Genomic DNA, 19515 nt, shown 5'->3' with positions numbered 1-19515 from the left:
CCACCTCCCACGTGAGCACTCCTAAATGAGCACAGTGCACGGCGGGCCGCCCAGGATGGACGGCCCGCCAGCTTCCCCTGCCACGGCCACAACCGGCGCCGTCGGCCTGCCCGCTTCCTTCCCGCCCGTTTCCTCCCTGCCCGACGTTCCCGTGCGGGCCGATGGCGTGGAACTACTCGGTGAACCGAAGGGTTCGGGCTACCGTGAGCCGCCCTCGCTGGTCCGCAGGTCAGATGGCCAGGCCATCGCGCTAACACGCCTGCTGTACCTGGTGCTGGAAACAGTGGACGGACGGCGAACCACCGAGCAGGTCGCGGCCCACGCCAGCGCCCGCTTTGGGAAGTTGGTCAGCCCGGACAACGTCCGCACACTGATCAGCTCCCAGCTGCTGCCGCTGGGGCTGCTCCGGCTGGCGGACGGTTCGCAGCCGGAAGTGAGGAAAGCTGATCCCCTGCTGGGCATGCGCTTCCGCTACACCGTCACGGATCCGGAACGCACCCGCAAGCTCACCGCTCCCTTCACGGTGCTCTTCCACCCGCTCATCGTGGCGGTTGTGTGCGCAGCCTTCATCGCGGCGTGCTGGTGGGTGCTCCTGGTTAAGGGACTCGCCTCCGCAACCCACAATGCGTTCGCCAACCCGGCGCTCGTTCTGCTGGTCCTGGCGGTGACTGTCCTGTCCGCCGGCTTCCACGAGTTCGGCCACGCTGCCGCCGCACGCCGCGGCGGGGCAACACCGGGAGCCATGGGGGCCGGCCTCTACCTGATCTGGCCAGCGTTCTTCACCGATGTCACCGACTCCTACCGGCTGGGCCGGGGCGGCCGGCTCCGCACCGACCTGGGCGGGCTGTACTTCAACGCGATCGTGGCCGTGGCCATCATGGGCGTCTGGTGGGCCACCGGCTTTGACGCACTGTTGCTGGTGGTGGTCACCCAGATCCTCCAGATGGTCCGGCAACTGCTGCCGCTGGTGCGGTTTGACGGATACCACATCCTGGCCGACGCCACCGGCGTTCCGGACCTCTTCCAGCGCATCAAACCGACCCTGCTGGGGCTGCTGCCGTGGCGCCAAACGGACCCCGCGGCCCAGGTGCTCAAGTCATGGGCGCGGGCAGTGGTGACGGCCTGGGTACTGGTCACCGTGCCACTGCTGGTGCTCAGCCTGGTCATGATGGTGCTCTCGCTGCCGCGGCTCCTGGGCACGGCATGGGCCAGTGTCCTGAAGCAGCAGTCGGAATTGTCCGAAAGCCTGGCTGCCGGGGACATCGCCGGAGCCGCCGTGCGCGCCCTGGCGATCGCCGCCGTCGGCCTCCCCATCCTTGGTATTGGCTACATCCTGCTCCGACTGGTCCGGCAACTGACCACCGGGCTCTGGCAGCGGACCCGCGGCAAGTCGCTCCAGCGGGCCGTAGCGATGGCCGCCATCGCAGCGGTGACCGCCGGGCTGGCCTGGGCCTGGTGGCCCGGGGCAGACACATACCGGCCGGTGCAGCCATACGAACGCGGCACTCTGGCCGACGCCACCACTGCTGTCTTTCCGACGGCGGCGTACTCCGCCCTGCGGGAAGGCGGGACCGGGAAGACGGTAGCCCTGTGGCCCGCAGGAGCAGTTAAGCCGACGCGCGAAAACCCCCAGCTCAGCATGATCCTGGTGCCCCGCACCGGTCCTACGGGGACCGGCACAGCGGCTGACACCACGGCCGGTGCCGCCGCGGCGCCGTCGTGGGTGTTCCCGTTCAACCAGCCCGCCGCCCCGGAGCAAGACGGGAACCAAGCCCTGGCGGCGAACACAACGGACGGCTCCGTGGCCTACGACGTCGCCTTCGCCCTGGTGTGGGCCGAAGACGGCGAACCAGTGGACACCACCAACGAGGCCTACGCGTTTGCCAGCTGCGCCGACTGCGCCGCCGTGGCCGTGGGCTTTCAGGTGGTGCTTATCGTGGGTCAGGCGGATGTGATCGTGCCGGAGAACCTGTCCGCAGCCGCCAACTACAACTGTCTCCGCTGCCTGACGTATGCGCTGGCCAGCCAACTCGTTCTCACGCTCGACGGGCCGCTAAGCGACGGTGGCACGGCCAGGCTCAACGCGCTGTGGGCCGAAGTTGCCGAGTTCGGGCGGAACCTCCAGAACGTCCCGTTGTCCGAAATCCAGGGACGACTCAACGCATTCAAAGAGCAGATCAAGGAGATCATCCAAAGCGATCCCAGCGCCACGAACGGCACCGGCACTTCCGCGACGCCGTCGACATCAGCCACGCCGGCTCCTGGCTCAACCTCCGGATCGAGCGCAGCACCCACCACAGGAGCCACCGCGCCGGCACCGTTGCCGTCCGGAACCACGACGGCGGCACCGCCTCCCGCAGCGACTGTCACCGGTGGAGCGGCCCCGGAGAGCAGTCCCCCGCAAGAAGCTCCCACCACGGCGCCGACCGAAGCAGCACCCGTCGCTCCCACGCCGGTTCCGACCCCAACCACGGGCTAAGCGCCCGATCAGGAGGACGGGCGCGTCACGCAGCGGATACGCCCCGGCTCCTCGAGGGGACGGTCAGACCAGGGTCGGCTGGCTCGACAGGATGTAATCCACTGCTGCCGGGCCGGTCATGCGCAGCCCCGGCCTGAAATAGCGGTCTGCGTCGAGCCGGCGCTGATCATGCCCACTCCGCGCCATGGCAGTCCAAAAAACAGCCGGCATCCCGGGATTGATTCGGTTCAGGATGCACCAGCTGACGTAGACGCCGTACATTTCATCTTCGGTGAGCCCAAAATAATTCTCCGGTTCGACCATGATGCAGTCGGCAAGGAAGCGCGTGTACTTCGAGTCAGTCATTGGAAACCCTTCGCCTGCCGGAATTATTTGTGACAGCGCCGCACCCAGTCGGAAGGCGTCACTTTGACTGTGATTCGTAGCCACACACGCAGGCGGATTGGTCGCCTTCCAGCTTGTATCGGAAACAATCCGAGGCATATAGTAAGTTGCCTTATGATTTAGGTACACACTGCCGCAGCGCACCGGAAGGAACGGGTATGTTGGCGGAATCGCCGGGCTCCATCAGAATTGACGTGGTTGGCGGGCGTTACCGGCTGGGTGAGGTGATCGGCCGCGGCGGCATGTCGTCCGTCTACCGTGCACGGGATGAGAATCTCGGCCGGGACGTGGCCTTGAAGCTGCTCGCACCCCAGGCACCCGATGCAGACGAGCTGAAACGCCAAGAAGCTGAAATCACGCTGCTGGCGACCCTGAACCATCCCAGCCTGGTGACATTATTCGATGTCGGCGTCGACGTACGCATCCCGGATGAGCCCCGGCCGTTCCTGACCATGGAACTGGTGGAGGGGCAGGATCTGCGCAGCCGGATCAGGCACAGTGCTGTTCCCTTGGACGAGCTCGCCGTGATAGGAGCCGGCATCGCTGACGCACTGGCCTATGTCCACGGCCTTGGCATCCTTCACCGCGATATCAAGCCGGGCAACATCCTCCTGGTGCAGACCCGGCCCGGGGAGCCACTGCGGGCCAAGGTCGCAGACTTCGGCATAGCTCGAATCGCTGATGCAACACGCCTGACCGCTACTGGAGCCATGGTGGGCACCGCGGCGTACCTCAGCCCTGAACAGGCTATGGGCTCCCCGCTCACCCCTGCCACAGACATCTACTCGCTGGGGCTGGTCCTCCTCGAATGCATCAAGCAGACAATGGAATACCCCGGCAGCGCTGTGGAATCCGCCGTGGCCCGGCTGCACCGCGCGCCCAAAATTCCGGCGGAGCTTCCGGCCGAGTGGGCCGACCTGATCCGCTCCATGACGGCAATCGAACCGCTGGAACGCCCTGCAGCTGCGGACATCGAGACGGCGCTGCGGCAGGCCCTTGTCTCGCCGACGTCCACTCCCGGCGAACTCGCACCGGAACCTACGCGCGTTATCCCGGCAATGCCGTTCAGGACGCCGTCCGTCACAGCAGAATCTCCCTCCCCTAACCTTCCGGCCAGGCCCCTCCATGAAGCCGCCGACGGCGGGTATTCCGCCACCGCCGCGATGTCACGGCTGGTGCCTGGTGTCGATCAGCCCAGCGGCCCCCGGGGAACGCGCCGAAGGAAGTCACCCCGTGCGGGACAGAAAAAGCGTCTGCCGGTGGTGGCCATCCTGATCCTTCTTGCGCTGGCAGGCGGGGCGGCGGCACTGACAGCGGGCCAGGCACCAGAGCCCACACCCGACGTCGTGCCTTACCCTGCGGTGAGCGGCACCCTGGGTGACCACCTTCAGGACCTCCAGAAGAGTGTGGAACCATGACCCGCTTCCATTCCATGGGCCAGCGCACCGGAGCCCGGGGAGCCGGCCTTTCCGCCACCCTGGTGCTGGCGGCGTCGCTCGCTGGCTGCGGTCCGGCCGATACCGGTGTGCAGCGCGACACTGCCCATCACCTTCAGGAACTTGTGCTCGGCGTGAGCCAGGCAGCGGCCGCAACCGATCACACTGCAGCGCTCAAGACCCTGGACAGCCTGGAAACGGACGTGGCGTCCGCAGCCGGCAGCGGCCAGGTTTCCGAGGAACGGCACCGTAGCATCATGGCCAGCATCACCGCGGTCAGGGCCGACCTCAATGCCGCCGCAGAAGCCGCAGCGGCAGCGAAGGCAGCTGAAGAAGCAGCGGCTGCCGCGGCAGCAGCGGAGAAGGTCAAGGCTGACGCAGAAGCCGCCGCGCAGGCCGCCCAGGAAAACGCGGCGCCCGTCGCGCCGGCCGCAATACCGGCCCCAGCCCCTGCACCGGAGCAGGGAAAAGGCGCCGAGGGGAAAGGTAAGAACAAGAAGGGCTGAGGATTTGGCGTCCCCTGGCGGACCCTTCGACTACCATCGTGTGATGCCAGTTCTTATCGCCCCGGACGTCAGCTATCACGCCTCGTGGCTGGAAGGATCCGCTGAATTTGACGGCGCCAACCGGGACGGCGGAGGCCCGGCGGACTGGTCCTTGGCAGAACTCACCGATGCCCGGACCTTCCGCCGCTTTGTCGATGCCCTTGTCAACGATGCCCTGCGGGAGAGCCCGCGCAAGCCGGAGCACGTACCCTGCACGTACTTATGGATTGTGGAGGGTGACACGTTCCTGGGCTCGCTGGCCATCAGGCACGAGCTGAACGATCACCTCCTCAACGAGGGCGGGCACATCGGCTACAGCGTGAGGCCTTCCGCCAGGCGTCGCGGTCACGCGGCAGCCGCTTTGGCCGGCGCCCTGCCGATAGCCCGGGAACTGGGAATCCGCCGGGTTCTTCTCACCTGCAATGAGGACAACGCCGGCTCCCGGGCGACCATCGAAAAGAACGGCGGCGTCTACGAGGATACGCGCAACGGCAAACGACGCTACTGGATCGATACCGTCTGACCGGCTGACGGCAGCCTGCGCGCCTGCGCGATTACGAGGGTGCCATCTCCGCGGCGGCCCCGATACGCTCATAACGGACCCCTACCGGGGTATCGATACGCGAAACTCTACCGAGAACGGCTAGCGGCGTAGCCTGAGTCTATGGACTCCGAAGTCCGCGATCTCACGCTCCGCACCGGCATCTCAGTGCCGTGCCTCGTCGACGGCGACGCCGACTCAAAACCGGTGCTCCTGCTGCACGCATGGGGCGAATCCCACGGCAGCTTTGACCGGCTGATTCCCCTGCTGACCGGCTTCAGGGTCTACGCCCCGGACCTCCGCGGGCAGGGTGAGGCGGACAAACCGGAGGGCGGCTACTCCCTGGCGGAACAGGCCGAGGACGTTGCCGCGATCCTGGACGCCTTCGACGTGCCGAGTGCCGTCGTCGTCGGCTCCTCCAGCGGAGGTTACGTTGCCCAGCAGCTCGCCATTGTCCATCCCCAAAAGGTCGCGGCGCTGGTGCTGGTGGGCGCTCCCCTGAGCCTCCGGGGGCGCGCTGCCTTCGCCGACGAAGTGGACCGCCTGACGGATCCCCTCGACGAGGACTGGGTACGGGAATCCCTGTCGTGGTTTCCCCTGCTGCATGAGGTTCCCGCCTGGTTCATCGAGGACCGCGTGCGCGATGGTCTCAGGATGCCCGCCCGCGCCTGGAAGGGCATCCTCAACGGACTATGCGAGGCCGCGCCGCCTACCGAATCGGGAACTATCCACGCCTCCACGCTGATCCTGTGGGGCGCCCAGGACGGCTTGCTGCCACGCGGCGACCAGGAAACCCTAGCCGCCAGGATCGCCGGCTCCGTGCTGAAGGTCTATCCCGGCGTGGCGCACCTGGTGCTGTGGGAGTGCCCGGAACGGGTGGCAGAGGATACGACGGCGTTCCTCGCCTCCCTCGCCTGAGGCACCGCTACATTCCCATCCCGTCCATCGCCGCGGGTGTGAGGGCGACGCCCAGCGCGATGACGGCCAGCGCCACCGCAACGGAACGGTTGGCGAGCCGTTTCCACGGCAGCATCTTCTCCCCGGCAATGAAGGCCCCGATCAGTGCCATCCAGCCGAGGCTCATCACGCCGAGCGCGAACAGCGCCGTCATCAGCGCCCAGCAGCACGCCACGCACCAGGCACCGTGTTCCACGCCCATACGAACCGCACCGCTGTATCCGGGCCGCAGGCGGTGCAGGATAAAGTCCATGGGCGACCGGCATTTCATCAGGCTGACGTTTTTGGCGGGCATCAGCTGATAGACGGCCGCCATCATGATTACTCCGGCCGCAACGTAGCGGCCGCCCTGGTCCGGGGCGAAGACCCCTGGCGCCAGCGAGGCGACCCACTGGTACACGGCGTAGGCCACCAGCCCGAATGCGGTCCAGGAGACCAGATAGCCCGCCACGAAAATGGCGGTGGACCCTGCCGGTGCGTAGCGTCCCGCCTGTCGCCGGTGGCGCTGGATCCGGTGGTAGGCCACCACCATGGGCGCCACGGACGGGAACATCATGGCCGCGAGCATTACCACCCACGTGACGGTAAAGAATCCCAGCGGCCCCGGGTCAGTCCAGCTGCCCATGTCCATCCCCGTCAGCTGCGTGGACGTGAAAATCCAGCTGGCTGCGGAGATAACGACCAGGACCGCTATCAGACCGGCCTCCCGCGGGTCCACACGCGAGGCATGCGCCACGGTCTGCGCGGTCCCTCTCCTGAACAGCTTCCTGCGTTCCATCGGCCGGCCGCGCTCAGCCCCGGCCCTTCGGTGCGCCTTCAGCCATTTCACTGGCGAATGTGAAGTCGGCCGTTTCGCCGTACACGCCGTCGAAGTCCATGCCGAACAGTTCCGTGTGACCCGGGCCCTTTCCGATCCGGAATTCAGGAGCAAACCCGTACATTGCGTTTTTCACCGTAGTCACGCCGCCGTCCGGCCCGGGCAGGGGCTCGAACGTGAACTGCGCTTTGCCGGCTACCGCGCCGGACGGCTTCTCCCCGTCGGTGAACGTGACGCTGGCGCGCTCCAGCCCCAGCCATTCGCCGTACAGCCCAGCAAGGTCACCGAACGGCCCGCCGGCCTGTCCGCGGAGGATGGTTTCCAAGGCGCTCACTTGGGGATCGGATGCACCCTCGTCGACGACGGCCCCCACCTTCCAGCCGCCCGCGGTTAGATGTGTGGGGAACCAGTTGAGGAACGCGAAGTCGACGCCGGACAGGTCCGTGTCGTCGAGGTTTCCCTTCGCGATGTGGAAGACATTCAGGCCCCGGCACTCGCCGTCGGCGCCCGTTGGTGTGCCGTCCACAGGGCACGGACAAATCAGGTGGCACGTGCAGTTACCCACATACGTTCCGGACATTTCCCAAGACACAGGACCCTCCTCGCTGGCGCCGTCGCCAAGCAAAAAGCGGCCCAAACTCAGCGCCGAAAATACTTAGGAACGGGACGGATGGTCCCGTTAAGGCTGACGCTATTCCTGCCGAATCGGGGTGTCAATATGCCGGGATACCTAACGGCCGGCAGCACCAGGTTGACCGGTCTTTTAACTGTCTGATGTGCCCATCTGCGGCTAGATGTAGGCGAATTCGTCTATTCGTGAATCGCACTGCGAACCGAGCCACGTACCATCTGTGTTAGGACAGGCGTCATGCCGACCGGCCCGGACCGGATTCTAGTTGAAAGTCCAGGCGGGGACCTCGTTCCTGCCCCGCCGCCGCCGCAACACCACGATCAGGGCACCGGCGCCGCCAAGCAGCAGCGCCGCCGCCCCGGCGGCAATCGCCGGAAGCCCGGGCCCGGAGGCCCCGTCAGTGGTACCTCCGGCTGAAGTACCTCCGGCAGAACCCTGGGACCCCGCGACGGACTCCCCGCCGTCGGACGCTTCCGCACCGGCAGCGGGCGTACCCGCCGCGGCGACCACCGTCAGTGACCTGCCGCCCCTGTTGACCACCACCACTGAGCCGTCAGCCCGGACAGCCATGCGGCCGGGGTCCTCACCAGTGGGAATCGCCTCCGCCGCGGCCGTAGCACCCGGCGGGATGACCGAGACCGTGTTGTCCACACTGTTGGTTACGTACACCGTGCCGTCTGGACCGGCCACCACCTCCTGAGGCGCCTCGCCTACCGGGATCCGCCGAGCCACTGTGGTGCCGCCGGGTTCGATGACCGCCACGTCATTGCTGAGGATGTTTGCCACATAGACGGTTCCGTCCGGCGCGGCAGCAATCCCGTGCGGGTGGTCCTTCGCTCCCACGGCGATGGTGTGGGAGGGGCTCGGCGAACCGGCAGGCACCACGGTGACAGTGCCCTCGTACTCGTTGGTGGCGTACGCCGTCCCGTCCTTCGCCAGCGCCACCTCCACCGGGTAAGGCCCCGCCAGGATGGAGCGCTCGGTCCAGACAGCGCCGGGCGGCACCACCGACACGGTCCCTTCAGCCGGGTTGGACACGTACAGCGAACCGTCGGCTCCCGCCGTCAGCCAATGCGCACCCGGGCTCACCCCGATCGCGAAGCCCGCCTCTGCCGCACCGGGGGCAACCACGCCGATTTGTGCCTGCCCGGACTCGGTCGACTGCAGCACATACACGGTCCCGTCCGGCGTCACCGCCAGCGACGAGGGAAAACGTCCCACCTTGATGGTGCGGGAGGCGCGCGTTTCGCCGGGCGGGAAGACGCTGATGCCGCCCGCCCAGTGGTAGTCGCTGACGTACAGGGTGCCGTCCGGCGCGGCCGCCACGCCCAGCGGCTGGATGCCGGCGTCGATCACGGTGGTGCCGGCGGCCGGCGGGCCAGAAACCGCCGGACCAGTCGCCGGCGGGTCCTCGGCGGACGCCGGACCAGCGACGACGGCGGGGCCCAGCAGGAGCCCGGCTGCAGCCAGCAGCGCCACGCCTGCGCGCAGAAATGTTTTCGCGTTCCCGGCCGGATCGCGCGGTTCGACCGGGGCGCCCGGATCGCCGGCGGCGCGGTGCATCAGAAAGTTCTTCACAAGTTCCCCCAAAACCTTGGCCGCCCTGCGGCAGTGTTCCGATCCTACCTGCCGCCGTTAGCCCTGTGGCCGCTGGGGTGAAACTTGGCTGAGGATGGCGGTTCCAGGTCGCTCAAGCCGAGGGCTGGGATTGGTAGCGCCCTAAGTTTCTAGGCTTTGAAATCCGCGATGAGTATCGCACTCCGTGCCCGGATTGGGGCTAGGTGTTCGCCAAGGCCACTGAGGACAATGCCGGCGTCGGCCGCCTGAAGCGCGGATTCCGGGATGGACAGCCCGTCTGCGCGGAGGCTGATTAGGGTCTCCACGAGTCGAAAGGACAGATCTCCGTTCTGGCCGGTGGCGGTCCAGTCGTTCTCGGGGAGTGCCGCCCCCAGGCGTTGGTACAGTCCCCGGAGTTCCCGTCTGTCTTTAGCGAAGCCGTGGAACCGTTCGCTGCGTGATTCGGGGAGGTTGTAGAGCACACCGACATTCCAGCGGGCCTTGCACAGCTGGGTTCCGTCAAACAACGCGACGGCGTGGAGCCGGGCACCGGCCGATACGGGGTCGCTATCGCCGTCGGCCCCCGCGCAGATGCCGCGGGCAAAACCGAGGCCGCTGGATACTGTGCCCGCGAGCAGCACCTCAAGAATGTCGTCCTTGGTCTTGAAGTGGTGGTAGAGCGAGGATTGGCGGATCCCCACGGCCTCCGCGATGGACCGCGTCGACGTGGTGGCGTAGCCCTGGGTGGTAAAGAGTTCGGCTGCGGCGTCGAGGATTTCTTCACGTGCGGTGGCTCCCGGGCGGGAGGGTTGCTGCTTACGGGGGCGTCCGGGGCCGGTTGTTGTCACTGCATCATTCTTGCACTCCGGGCGCGCCATCTACTGCCGCCTCAAGGGTGGTGAGGAGCCCGAAATACGGTGGAAATGAACCGTCAATCAACTCTTTACAACGGGGAAACGAGTTCGGGATCTCGGCCTGTAAAACTATCAATTGACCGGTATTCCGCAGCGCCGGCACCACAGCGCTGCTTGTGCCGGAAGGCTTTGTCCCAACGCCGTCCCAGCCCCGGAGATCCCGATGACATCCACTGTTCTTCCCAGGTCCGCGCAGGCCGATGATGCAGACCTTACGTCTCTTGGCTACGAGCCGTCCCTGCACCGCAAGCTCGGCCGCTATGCATCATTCGCGGCAGGCTTCTCCTTCGTTTCCATCCTGACCACCATCTTCCAGCTCTTCGCGTTCGGCTACTCCTTTGCCGGACCGGCCTTTTTCTGGACCTGGCCCGTGGTCCTGCTCGGCCAGCTTCTTGTAGCCCTGAACTTTGCAGAGCTTGCCGCCCGCTACCCGCTCTCCGGCGCCGTGTATCAGTGGGCGCGGCGTGTGGGCGGCGAAACCGTTGGCTGGTTTGCCGGCTGGTTCATGGCGCTGGCTCAGGTTGTCACTGCTGCCGCTGCGGCCATTGCCCTGCAGGTGGTTCTCCCCCAGCTCTGGGGCGGCTTTCAGCTGGTTGGTGGCGACGCCGCACTGAACACTGTCTCGGGTGCCGCGAACGCCGTGGTCCTGGGCGCCATTCTGCTGGTGGTCACCACGGTGATCAACTCCATGGGAGTCAGGCTGATGGCCCACGTGAACTCCGTCGGTGTGACGTGCGAGATCGTCGGCGTCATAGCGGTGGTCCTCGCCCTCATCACGGCCGCCCAGCGCGGACCGGACGTCGTGCTGGACACCGTCGTCCTGCAGGGCTCCGATCTTGGCGCCGTCGGCGCGTTCATGGTTTCGGGCCTGATGGCCGCCTATGTCATGGTGGGCTTCAACTCGGCCGGGGAACTCTCCGAAGAGACAAAGGACCCTCGCCGGACCGCACCCCGCACCATCCTCTCGGCCCTTATCATCTCCGGCATCGGCGGGGCGCTGATGATCATCACCGCGCTGATGGCAGCTCCCAGCCTCGACGACGGCCGGCTCGCCACCGAAGGCCTTCCCTACGTGTTAACTGCCGTCCTCGGGACCTTCTGGGGCAAGGTGCTCCTGGTCGACGTGGCCGTGGCTATCTTCGTCTGCACGTTGGCCATTCAGACGGCCGGCTCGCGGCTGGTGTTCTCCATGGCCCGAGACGGCAAGCTTCCCGGCTCGGCACTGCTTTCGGCCGTCCATCCTACGCGCGGCACGCCGATGTGGCCCTCCATTGCCATCGGCGCACTGGCAGTCGGCGTTCTGGCGATCAATGTAGGCAATGCGGCGCTGTTCACCACGCTCAGCAGCGTTTGCATCGTGATGGTCTATCTGGCCTACCTCCTGGTCACCGTGCCGCAGCTCCTCAACCGCCTCCGCGGCGACTGGGACCGGGTCGGCGAGACCATGCCGGAGGGGTTGTTTTCGCTGGGGCGGTGGGGTCTGCCGATCAATATCCTCGCGGTGCTGTACGGGGCAGTGATGGTAGTCAACCTCGCCTGGCCACGACCTGAGGTCTATGACCCCTCCGGAGAAAACGGCATCCTCCTCTACTCGGCTCCGCTGATGGTGGGCGTCGTGCTGCTCCTCGGCGTGTGGGTCCGACGCTCCAGCGCCCGGTCGGCCGCACTCTCGGAAGCCTGACCACACAGCAGGACTGCAACGCGCGCTTGCAACATCGGATTTTTACACCACCCCCGGCCACGCCAACACCCCCAGGATTGACATGACATTGACCACTGAAGCACCAGCCACCGCCACCACCGCCGGAGCCCGCGCCCACGCGCGGGAACAGCACGGAAGCGCCGCGGACACCATGCGGTACATCCCGGCCACTTCCGCCCCGGAGCGGCTCACCGCCGACCTGCCGGACAGTGCCAAGGAGCATCTGAGCTGGGCAGAGTCCGTGGCCTTTGGTCGCTACACCGCGCTGACGCTGGCCCGCGGGTCCCGGATCCGGCTCACAGACACCGAGGGCGATGCCTGCGTCCATGTCCTGCTCTACCGGACCGCGGCCCTGCACGAGCGGCTCAACGTCGCAGACACCGTCAAGGTTCCGTGGCAGGCGTACCCCACCGCAGGACACCCTCTTCTCTCCGACGCAGGCCGGCTGATGGCCACCATCGTGGCTGACACCTCCGCCAGCCACGATGCCCTGACAGGTGCCACCACCCTCGTCGGAAACACCACCCGCTACGGAGCCGGAACCGCCCACAGCAGCGCGCCGGCCGGGCGCGAACTGCTCACCCTTGGTGCGCTGAAGCAGGGGCTGGGCGTACGCGACGTGGCGCCATCAATCTCGCTGTTCAAGGGGATCCGGGTGGATCCGGACGGCGGCCTCCGGTTCACAGGAGGTGCCGGTCCCGGGGCGGCCGTCGACATCCTGCTGCAGATGGACGCGGTACTGCTCCTGGCCAACACGGCCCATCCACTTGACCCGAGGCCCGCTTTTACCGGAACCGCCGTGGACGTCCTCGCCTGGCACGCCCCCGAAGACCTGGAACTGCTCGCCGCGGGCCATCTCGTTGGGCCGCTCATGCCCGAACACCGCCAGGCCCTGAACAACACCGACCACGACCTCACGGCAAGGAACGCCCGATGAACACCGCCACCGAAACCCTGGCCCCCGTCAACGCAACCGTTAGCCGGACAGCGCTCGTGGCCGGCTCCGTCGTCCTCGACGAATACGTGGAAGCGCGGGGGCCCTGGTCCGCCGTCATTGCAGCCGGCGACGTCCTGACCATTGTGGACCTGGAAGGCAACCAGGCAGTGGACTGCCTGCTGTACGCCGCCGAGGACACGTCGGTGAGGTACTCAGCCGCCGTCACCATCGCCGCGCAGCGCTCCATCGTGCTGACCACGGGCTCCGTGCTTCGCTCCGATACCGGCGCCCCGCTGATGACGGTTATGGCTGACGAAGTCGGCGTCCACGACACCATCGGCGGCGCCTGCTCTCAGGAATCCAACACCCTCCGCTACGGCCAGCACACCCGCGAGCAGCACGCCTGCGTCGAGAACTTCCTGATCGAGGGTTCCCGCTGGGGGTTGGACAAGCGCGACCTCGTCTCGAACATTAACTGGTTCATGAATGTCCCGGTTGACCCGGACGGTGCCCTCGGCATCGTGGACGGCCTCTCCGCCCCGGGCAAACGCGTGGCCCTTCGTGCGGACATCGACACGCTGGTTCTGGTCTCTAACTGCCCGCAGATCAACAACCCGTGCAACGGCTTCAACCCCACCCCCGTCCGTATGATCGTCACCCGGCCGGAGGCTGCCCTGTGAACCGCTTCGACACCCTGCTCATTGCCAACCGCGGGGAAATCGCGTGCCGCATCATCGAATCCGCGCGGAAGATTGGCTTGCGCACGGTGGCCGTGTACTCCGAAGCGGACCGCGGCGCCCGCCACGTCCGGCTCGCCGATGACGCCGTGCTCTTGGGTCCGGCACCGGCCAAGGAATCGTACCTGCGCGTCGAGGCGCTGCTGTCGGCCGCTGCGGCAACCGGGGCCGGAGCCATCCACCCCGGCTACGGCTTCCTCTCCGAGGATGCCGGCTTCGCCGAGGCAGTCGAGGCAGCCGGGCTGGTCTTCGTCGGTCCCACCCCGGAGCAGCTCAGAATCTTCGGCACCAAGCACACAGCACGGGATGCCGCCCGCGCTGCCGGCGTCCCGATGATCGCCGGCTCCGGCCTCCTCGCCGGCGTGGACGAGGCCGTACTGGCAGCCCGGGAGATCGGCTACCCGCTGATGCTCAAGGCCACCGGCGGCGGCGGCGGAATCGGGATGACCGTCTGCCGCACCGAGGATGAACTCACCGAGAGCTACCCCCGCGTCGCGCGGCTGGCGGATGCAAGCTTCAGCACGGCCGGCATCTTCGCCGAGCGGTACGTCGAGCAGGCACGGCACGTGGAAGTGCAGATCTTCGGCGACGGCGAAGGCAGGGTGGTGAGCCTCGGGGACAGGGACTGCTCGCTCCAGCGCCGGCACCAGAAAGTCGTGGAAGAGGCACCCGCCCCGGACCTTCCCGAATCCGTCCGCGACGAACTGCACCGCAGTTCGCGGGCGCTCTGTGCGTCTCTGGACTATCGCTCGGCCGGGACCGTGGAATTCGTCTATGACCCGGTCCGCGAGCAGGCCTCGTTCCTCGAAGTCAACGCCCGGCTTCAGGTGGAGCATCCCGTCACCGAAGCCATTACGGGTGTGGACCTGGTCGAGTGGATGCTCCGCCTTGCCCAAGGCGGCACCGAAGCAAACTCGGTGCTGGCCGGCCGGCCGGACAGCATTCCCGTGACCGGCTACGCCGTGGAAGCCCGCCTTTATGCCGAAGATCCGGCCCGCAACTTCCAGCCCAGTTCAGGGACCGTGACAAACGCCGTCTACCCCGCAGCCGACGGCGTGCGCGTGGACGCATGGGTGGAAACCGGCAGTGAGGTATCCACCAACTACGACCCCCTCCTTGCCAAGATCATCACCACAGGCGCCGACCGGCACCAGGCCTTCGACAGGCTCGGTGATGCGCTGAAGAACACCCGGATCGACGGCATCGAAACCAACCTCGGAATGCTCCGCGCAGTAACCGGACTGGACGCGGTCCGGAGCGCGGAACATTTCACCGGAACCCTGGATGAGCTGGGTGACCCGGAACCCCGGATCACCGTGGAGCGGCCCGGGCTGCAGACTTCGGTCCAGGACTGGCCCGGACGGGTGGGCCTGTGGCAGGTCGGTGTCCCGCCCAGCGGTCCTATGGACGACCTCTCTTTCCGGCTCGGCAACCGGGCGCTGGGCAACGCGGAGGGCGCGCCCGGGCTTGAGTTCACCATGACCGGCCCCAGCCTGCGCTTCAGCCACAGCACCACCGTGTGCGTCACCGGCGCGGACGTGGTGGTTACCGTGGACGCTACCGAGATTTCCGCTTGGGAACCAGTGACGGTGCCCGCTGGAGGCACGCTCGACATCGGCACCGCCGAAGGATCTGGCCTCCGCGGATACATCCTGTTCCAGGGCGGGCTTGACGTGCCCCAGTATCTCGGCAGCGCCTCAACGTTCACCCTGGGCCAGTTCGGCGGCCACGGCGGGCGTGTACTTCGCGCCGGCGATGTCCTGAGGGCAGCGACAGTCGATGCCGAGGACGCCCCGGCCGTTGCTCTTGGCGCGTCGGGACTGGCCGCCAGAGTCCCCTTGGACAGCCGGCCTGCGCTGACATCCGAATGGGAATTGACGGTAGTCGAAGGACCGCATGGCGCGCCGGAGTTCTTCCAGCGCGAGGACATCGAGGACCTGTATTCGGCCAGCTATGAGGTGCACTTCAACTCTGCCCGGACCGGTGTGCGCCTGATCGGCCCTAAGCCCCGATGGGCGCGGGAAGATGGCGGCGAAGCCGGGTTGCACCCCTCAAACATCCACGACACCGCCTATTCCGTGGGAGCCCTGGATTTCACCGGAGACACCCCAATTCTGCTGGGTCCGGACGGTCCCAGCCTGGGCGGCTTCGTCTGCCCGGTCACCGTGGTGAGCGCCGACCGTTGGAAGCTGGGCCAGCTACGTCCCGGTGATACTGTGCGGTTCGTGCCCGTGGAAGCCAGCCGGGCGCCGTCGACCAAGGATCTGGGTCCCGCCCGGCAGTTGGTGCTGCCCGGCGATCACGACTGGGCACCCGGGGCGGTCTCAGCCCCCGGTCTCCGTCGAGGAGACGGCGACGACGGCGTGCTGGGAAGGGTGCCCCAAGCCCCGGGCCGGCCAGCAGTCACGTATCGCCGCTCGGGGGACGACAACCTGCTGGTCGAATATGGCGACATGGTCCTTGACCTGAGCCTGAGGGCCCGTGTACATGCCCTGCACCAGCACATTGAAGCACTCCGCTTGCCCGGGATCGTTGACCTCACCCCCGGCATCCGTTCCCTGCAGATCAAGGTCGACCCTTCGGTGCTTCCGACCCCGAAGCTCTTGGGCCTGGTGCAGGAAGTCGAGGCTGCCCTGCCTGCGAGTTCAGAGCTGGTGGTGCCCAGCCGCACCGTCCGTCTTCCGCTGTCCTGGGATGACCCGGCCACGCGGGAAGCCATCCAGCGCTATATGGCAGGTGTCCGGGATGACGCTCCCTGGTGCCCGTGGAATATCGAATTCATCAGGCGCATCAACGGCCTGGACTCTGTGAACGAGGTCTTTGACACGGTCTTCAACGCCGAATACCTGGTCCTCGGCCTAGGCGATGTCTACCTTGGCGCCCCGGTAGCTACACCGCTGGACCCCCGCCACCGCCTGGTGACCACCAAGTACAACCCCGCCCGGACCTGGACACCGGAAAATGCCGTGGGAATCGGCGGTGCGTATATGTGCATTTACGGGATGGAAGGCCCCGGTGGATACCAGTTCGTGGGCCGTACCACCCAAGTGTGGTCCCGTTACGCCGATTACGCGCCGTTCGAGTCCGGTTCGCCCTGGCTGCTGCGGTTCTTTGACCGCATCTCCTGGTACCCGGTCAGCCCCGAAGAACTGTTGGACCTGCGGGCCGACATGGCCGCGGGCCGGGGCCGCGGCGTTGAGATCGAGGAGGGCACATTCTCCTTGGCGGACCATGAGGACTTCCTTGCCCGGAACAGCGACTCGATCGAGGTGTTCCGCGCGAAGCAGGCGGCAGCGTTCGCCGTCGAACGGCAAGCGTGGGCCGACGCCGGTGAGTTTGACCGCGCCGACGCAGCAGCCGCCGTTGTTCCGATCGCCGAAGAGCTGGAGGTTCCCGAGGGAGGAACGCTGGTTGCCGCACCTTTCGCCGCGAGCGTGTGGAAGGTGGACGTGGCTCCCGGTGACCGGGTCGCCAAAGACCAGCCGCTGGTTTCGCTGGAGGCCATGAAAATGGAAACGGTGCTGGTTGCCCCGTGCGACGGCGTGGTCCAGCAGGTACTGCCTGTGGCAGGTTCCCAGGTGGTGCAAGGCGAGGCCCTCGTGGTCATTGCACCGCCGGCGGTCCAGAACGCAACCGGGCACTCCGATGTGGATAGCGACGAACTGGAAGAGGCTGCAGCATGAGCACCGTACTCGCAAGCCGATGCGCCACCGAGCGTGTGAGAGCAGCACTGGCCGCCATCGACGCCGTCGACAGGCCGGAAATCTGGATTGCCCTGCGCCCGGCGGATCAACTCCTAGCCGAGGCCGGACGTATTGACACTGCAGTGGCCGCCGGCGCCGACCTCCCTCTGGCAGGAATGCTCCTTGCTGTGAAGAACAACGTTGACGTGGCGGGGATCAGCACTACGGCGGCGTGTCCCGGGTTCGCCTACATGCCGGAGCAGGATGCCGAGGCCGTAGCCCGGCTGCGGGCGGCCGGGGCCGTGGTTCTCGGCGCCACCAATCTGGACCAGTTCGCCACCGGGCTGGTTGGGACGCGAAGCCCGCACGGAGCCGTCCGCGATTCCCGCCGACCCGACCATATTTCCGGTGGTTCCAGTTCAGGCTCCGCCGTCGCAGTGGCCCTGGGGCTCGCCGATGTTGCGATCGGCACGGACACCGCCGGCTCGGGCCGGGTACCCGCCGGACTTCAGGGGATTGTGGGCATCAAGGCCACACTCAACGTGGTTTCCACCGCCGGAGTAGTTCCGGCGTGCCGCTCGTGGGACGCCGTCACCGTGTTCGCCCGGGACCTGGCGACAGCCGAACTGGCCATGGGAATCATGGCGGGGAACGCACGAACCTGGCCGTCGGACGCCAAGCTTGCCGCACCGGCCCGGCCACGAGTTGCCTATCCATCGGCCTTGCCGGAACTTCCGCAAGATTGGGCTGATGAATTCGGCCGCCAGATTGCCAGGCTTCGCGCTTCGGGAGTTGATGCGGAGCCCATCGAGTTCGACGACTTCCTTGAGGCCGCGCGCCTGCTGTATGACGGCGGTCTGGTGGCGGAACGCTATGCCGCCGTCGGAGCTTTTGTTGCCTCCGCTACCGCGGACTCCGGCAATTCTGACGGGTTGGATCCCACCGTGGCCGGAATTGTCCTCAGAGCTGGCGAGGTCCCTGCCCACCGGTACGTTTCGGACACCGGCCGGCTCAACGATCTCAAGAGCCAGGCAATGGCGCATTTGCGGGGCTTCGACGCACTGATCGTCCCCACAGCGCCTTTCCACCCGAGCCTCTCGGACGTCGCCCGCGACCCTGTCGGAGTGAACTCGAAGATGGGGACGTACACCAACTTCTGCAATCTCTTCGACCTGTGCGCTGTCGCCATACCGGCCGGGGAATTGGACGGCTTCCAGTTCGGGCTCACCGTTGTCGGGCGAACGTTCGAGGATGCGGTTGCCGCTGACATCGCCCGCAGAATCGAAACAACGCCTGCCCCGCCGGCCCTGTTCGCGGCCGGAGCCGTCCAGGCGCCCCCGGCCGGCCCCCGGAAACCATGGCCGGTGCGGGCGGGCGCTTCCGCTGAGCCGCTCGTCGTGGTTGGGGCACATCGACGAGGGCAGCCCCTGTCCCACGAACTCGAAACCTTAGGTGCCGCCTGGGACGGGGATATGCGTACGGCGGCCTGCTACCGCATGGTCGCACTGGACACCCAGCCACCGAAACCCGGGGTGTACCGGTCAGAGAACGGGGCGGAGCTCGTGGCAGAGCGCTGGCTGGTGCCGGAAGCGGCGCTGGGACGGTTCCTGGCCGCGCTGCCCGAGCCAATGCTCCTGGGTTCCGTTCGTCTGGCAGACGGTACTCGCGCTGTCGGCTTCGCTTGCGACGCCGTGGCGGCCGCCACTGGCCGGGACATTACAAGCCACGGTGACTGGATCACGGCAATGGCGGCCCATGCGACCGGATTGGAGGTCCCACGCCAAGACGCTCGCGAAAGCCTCCGGGACTCGCTCCTGACCGGGTTCACCCGGGGTCGTCAGTCAAACACCACGTGCGGGTAGCAGTGGCTGCAATCCTCGGATCACAGGAACCCTTGAGGCCAGCCCACAGATCACAAACCCATATTCAGATTCCCCGGCTCTGACAGGAGTGGAATGAACGATCAGAAGAAGATAACCAGCTGGTGGCCAAAAATTTGTTTCAGGTCTTTCCTTAGTCGTCCGGTGAATCGTCCAACCACCGCGGCGGGCGATGCGGAGCGCCAATATTGGTGGCTGCTCCCCGGTGACGCCGCATACGCGATACCGGACAATGCCCAATTAGAGGGCGGAGTGATTCAGTCTCCGGACGCCGGTTCGTCCGGCTCCGTCTGATTGCTCCGATATGGAGATTTG

General features: G+C 66.7%; 16 protein-coding genes. 11 read left to right on the top strand and 5 right to left on the bottom strand.

Going from position 1 to position 19515, the window contains the following annotated elements:
• The first annotated feature begins 25 nt into the window (after nucleotides 1-25).
• Nucleotides 26-2479 (top strand): hypothetical protein, encoded by a 2454-nt coding sequence (locus tag ACZY0Q_RS10815; protein ID WP_463916635.1) that lies wholly within the window; start codon nucleotides 26-28, stop codon nucleotides 2477-2479.
• Between the two features lie 63 nt (nucleotides 2480-2542).
• Here the strand turns inward: ACZY0Q_RS10815 and ACZY0Q_RS10810 are convergent, their stop codons facing one another.
• Nucleotides 2543-2824, bottom strand: coding sequence for a hypothetical protein (locus tag ACZY0Q_RS10810; RefSeq protein WP_463916634.1), 282 nt, complete (start codon nucleotides 2822-2824; stop codon nucleotides 2543-2545).
• 197 nt (nucleotides 2825-3021) lie between these two features.
• On the opposite strand from ACZY0Q_RS10810, the gene ACZY0Q_RS10805 reads away from it, so the two are divergent.
• The 4 genes from ACZY0Q_RS10805 to ACZY0Q_RS10790 all read left to right on the top strand — a co-directional run bounded on the left by ACZY0Q_RS10805 (nucleotide 3022) and on the right by ACZY0Q_RS10790 (nucleotide 6303).
• Complete coding sequence (locus tag ACZY0Q_RS10805; protein WP_463916633.1) at nucleotides 3022-4281, top strand: serine/threonine-protein kinase; 1260 nt, start codon at nucleotides 3022-3024, stop codon at nucleotides 4279-4281.
• Nucleotides 4278-4805, top strand: coding sequence for a hypothetical protein (locus ACZY0Q_RS10800; RefSeq protein WP_463916630.1), 528 nt, complete (start codon nucleotides 4278-4280; stop codon nucleotides 4803-4805). Before ACZY0Q_RS10805 ends, ACZY0Q_RS10800 begins: the two co-directional genes overlap by 4 nt.
• 43 nt (nucleotides 4806-4848) lie before the next feature.
• Entirely contained in the window at nucleotides 4849-5367 is a 519-nt protein-coding gene (locus ACZY0Q_RS10795) for a GNAT family N-acetyltransferase (protein WP_463916627.1), read from the top strand.
• Between the two features lie 141 nt (nucleotides 5368-5508).
• Nucleotides 5509-6303, top strand: coding sequence for an alpha/beta fold hydrolase (locus tag ACZY0Q_RS10790; protein ID WP_463916626.1), 795 nt, complete (start codon nucleotides 5509-5511; stop codon nucleotides 6301-6303).
• A gap of 7 nt (nucleotides 6304-6310) precedes the next feature.
• Here ACZY0Q_RS10790 and ACZY0Q_RS10785 read toward each other — a convergent pair whose 3' ends face one another.
• From ACZY0Q_RS10785 to ACZY0Q_RS10770, 4 genes are all read right to left on the bottom strand, one after another.
• Nucleotides 6311-7171 (bottom strand): DUF2182 domain-containing protein, encoded by an 861-nt coding sequence (locus ACZY0Q_RS10785; protein ID WP_463916625.1) that lies wholly within the window; start codon nucleotides 7169-7171, stop codon nucleotides 6311-6313.
• Nucleotides 7134-7751 (bottom strand): DUF1326 domain-containing protein, encoded by a 618-nt coding sequence (locus tag ACZY0Q_RS10780; protein WP_463916624.1) that lies wholly within the window; start codon nucleotides 7749-7751, stop codon nucleotides 7134-7136. The genes ACZY0Q_RS10785 and ACZY0Q_RS10780 overlap by 38 nt, the downstream gene beginning before the upstream one ends.
• Nucleotides 7752-8051: 300 nt before the next feature.
• Complete coding sequence (locus ACZY0Q_RS10775; protein WP_463916623.1) at nucleotides 8052-9368, bottom strand: Vgb family protein; 1317 nt, start codon at nucleotides 9366-9368, stop codon at nucleotides 8052-8054.
• 149 nt (nucleotides 9369-9517) lie between these two features.
• The gene (locus ACZY0Q_RS10770) at nucleotides 9518-10195 is read right to left on the bottom strand and encodes a TetR/AcrR family transcriptional regulator (protein ID WP_463916621.1); all 678 of its coding nucleotides are present in this window, start codon (nucleotides 10193-10195) and stop codon (nucleotides 9518-9520) included.
• 229 nt (nucleotides 10196-10424) lie between these two features.
• On the opposite strand from ACZY0Q_RS10770, the gene ACZY0Q_RS10765 reads away from it, so the two are divergent.
• From ACZY0Q_RS10765 to ACZY0Q_RS10740, 6 genes are all read left to right on the top strand, one after another.
• The gene (locus tag ACZY0Q_RS10765) at nucleotides 10425-11942 is read left to right on the top strand and encodes an amino acid permease (RefSeq protein WP_463916618.1); all 1518 of its coding nucleotides are present in this window, start codon (nucleotides 10425-10427) and stop codon (nucleotides 11940-11942) included.
• A gap of 82 nt (nucleotides 11943-12024) precedes the next feature.
• Nucleotides 12025-12900, top strand: a complete 876-nt coding sequence (locus tag ACZY0Q_RS10760) for an urea amidolyase associated protein UAAP1 (protein ID WP_463916616.1) — start codon at nucleotides 12025-12027, stop codon at nucleotides 12898-12900.
• Entirely contained in the window at nucleotides 12897-13580 is a 684-nt protein-coding gene (locus ACZY0Q_RS10755; protein ID WP_463916613.1) for an urea amidolyase associated protein UAAP2, read from the top strand. The genes ACZY0Q_RS10760 and ACZY0Q_RS10755 overlap by 4 nt, the downstream gene beginning before the upstream one ends.
• The gene (uca, locus tag ACZY0Q_RS10750; RefSeq protein ID WP_463916610.1) at nucleotides 13577-17320 is read left to right on the top strand and encodes an urea carboxylase; all 3744 of its coding nucleotides are present in this window, start codon (nucleotides 13577-13579) and stop codon (nucleotides 17318-17320) included. The genes ACZY0Q_RS10755 and uca overlap by 4 nt, the downstream gene beginning before the upstream one ends.
• Nucleotides 17317-19182 carry an allophanate hydrolase gene (atzF, locus tag ACZY0Q_RS10745; protein WP_463916608.1) on the top strand — a complete coding sequence of 622 codons (1866 nt, stop codon included), beginning with the start codon at nucleotides 17317-17319 and terminating at the stop codon, nucleotides 19180-19182. Before uca ends, atzF begins: the two co-directional genes overlap by 4 nt.
• Before the next feature lie 93 nt (nucleotides 19183-19275).
• The gene (locus ACZY0Q_RS10740; RefSeq protein WP_463916606.1) at nucleotides 19276-19494 is read left to right on the top strand and encodes a hypothetical protein; all 219 of its coding nucleotides are present in this window, start codon (nucleotides 19276-19278) and stop codon (nucleotides 19492-19494) included.
• Nucleotides 19495-19515 lie beyond the last annotated feature (21 nt).

This window comes from Pseudarthrobacter lactosi, assembly GCF_055412785.1.
This window is presented reverse-complemented; position numbering and strand designations above follow the sequence as displayed.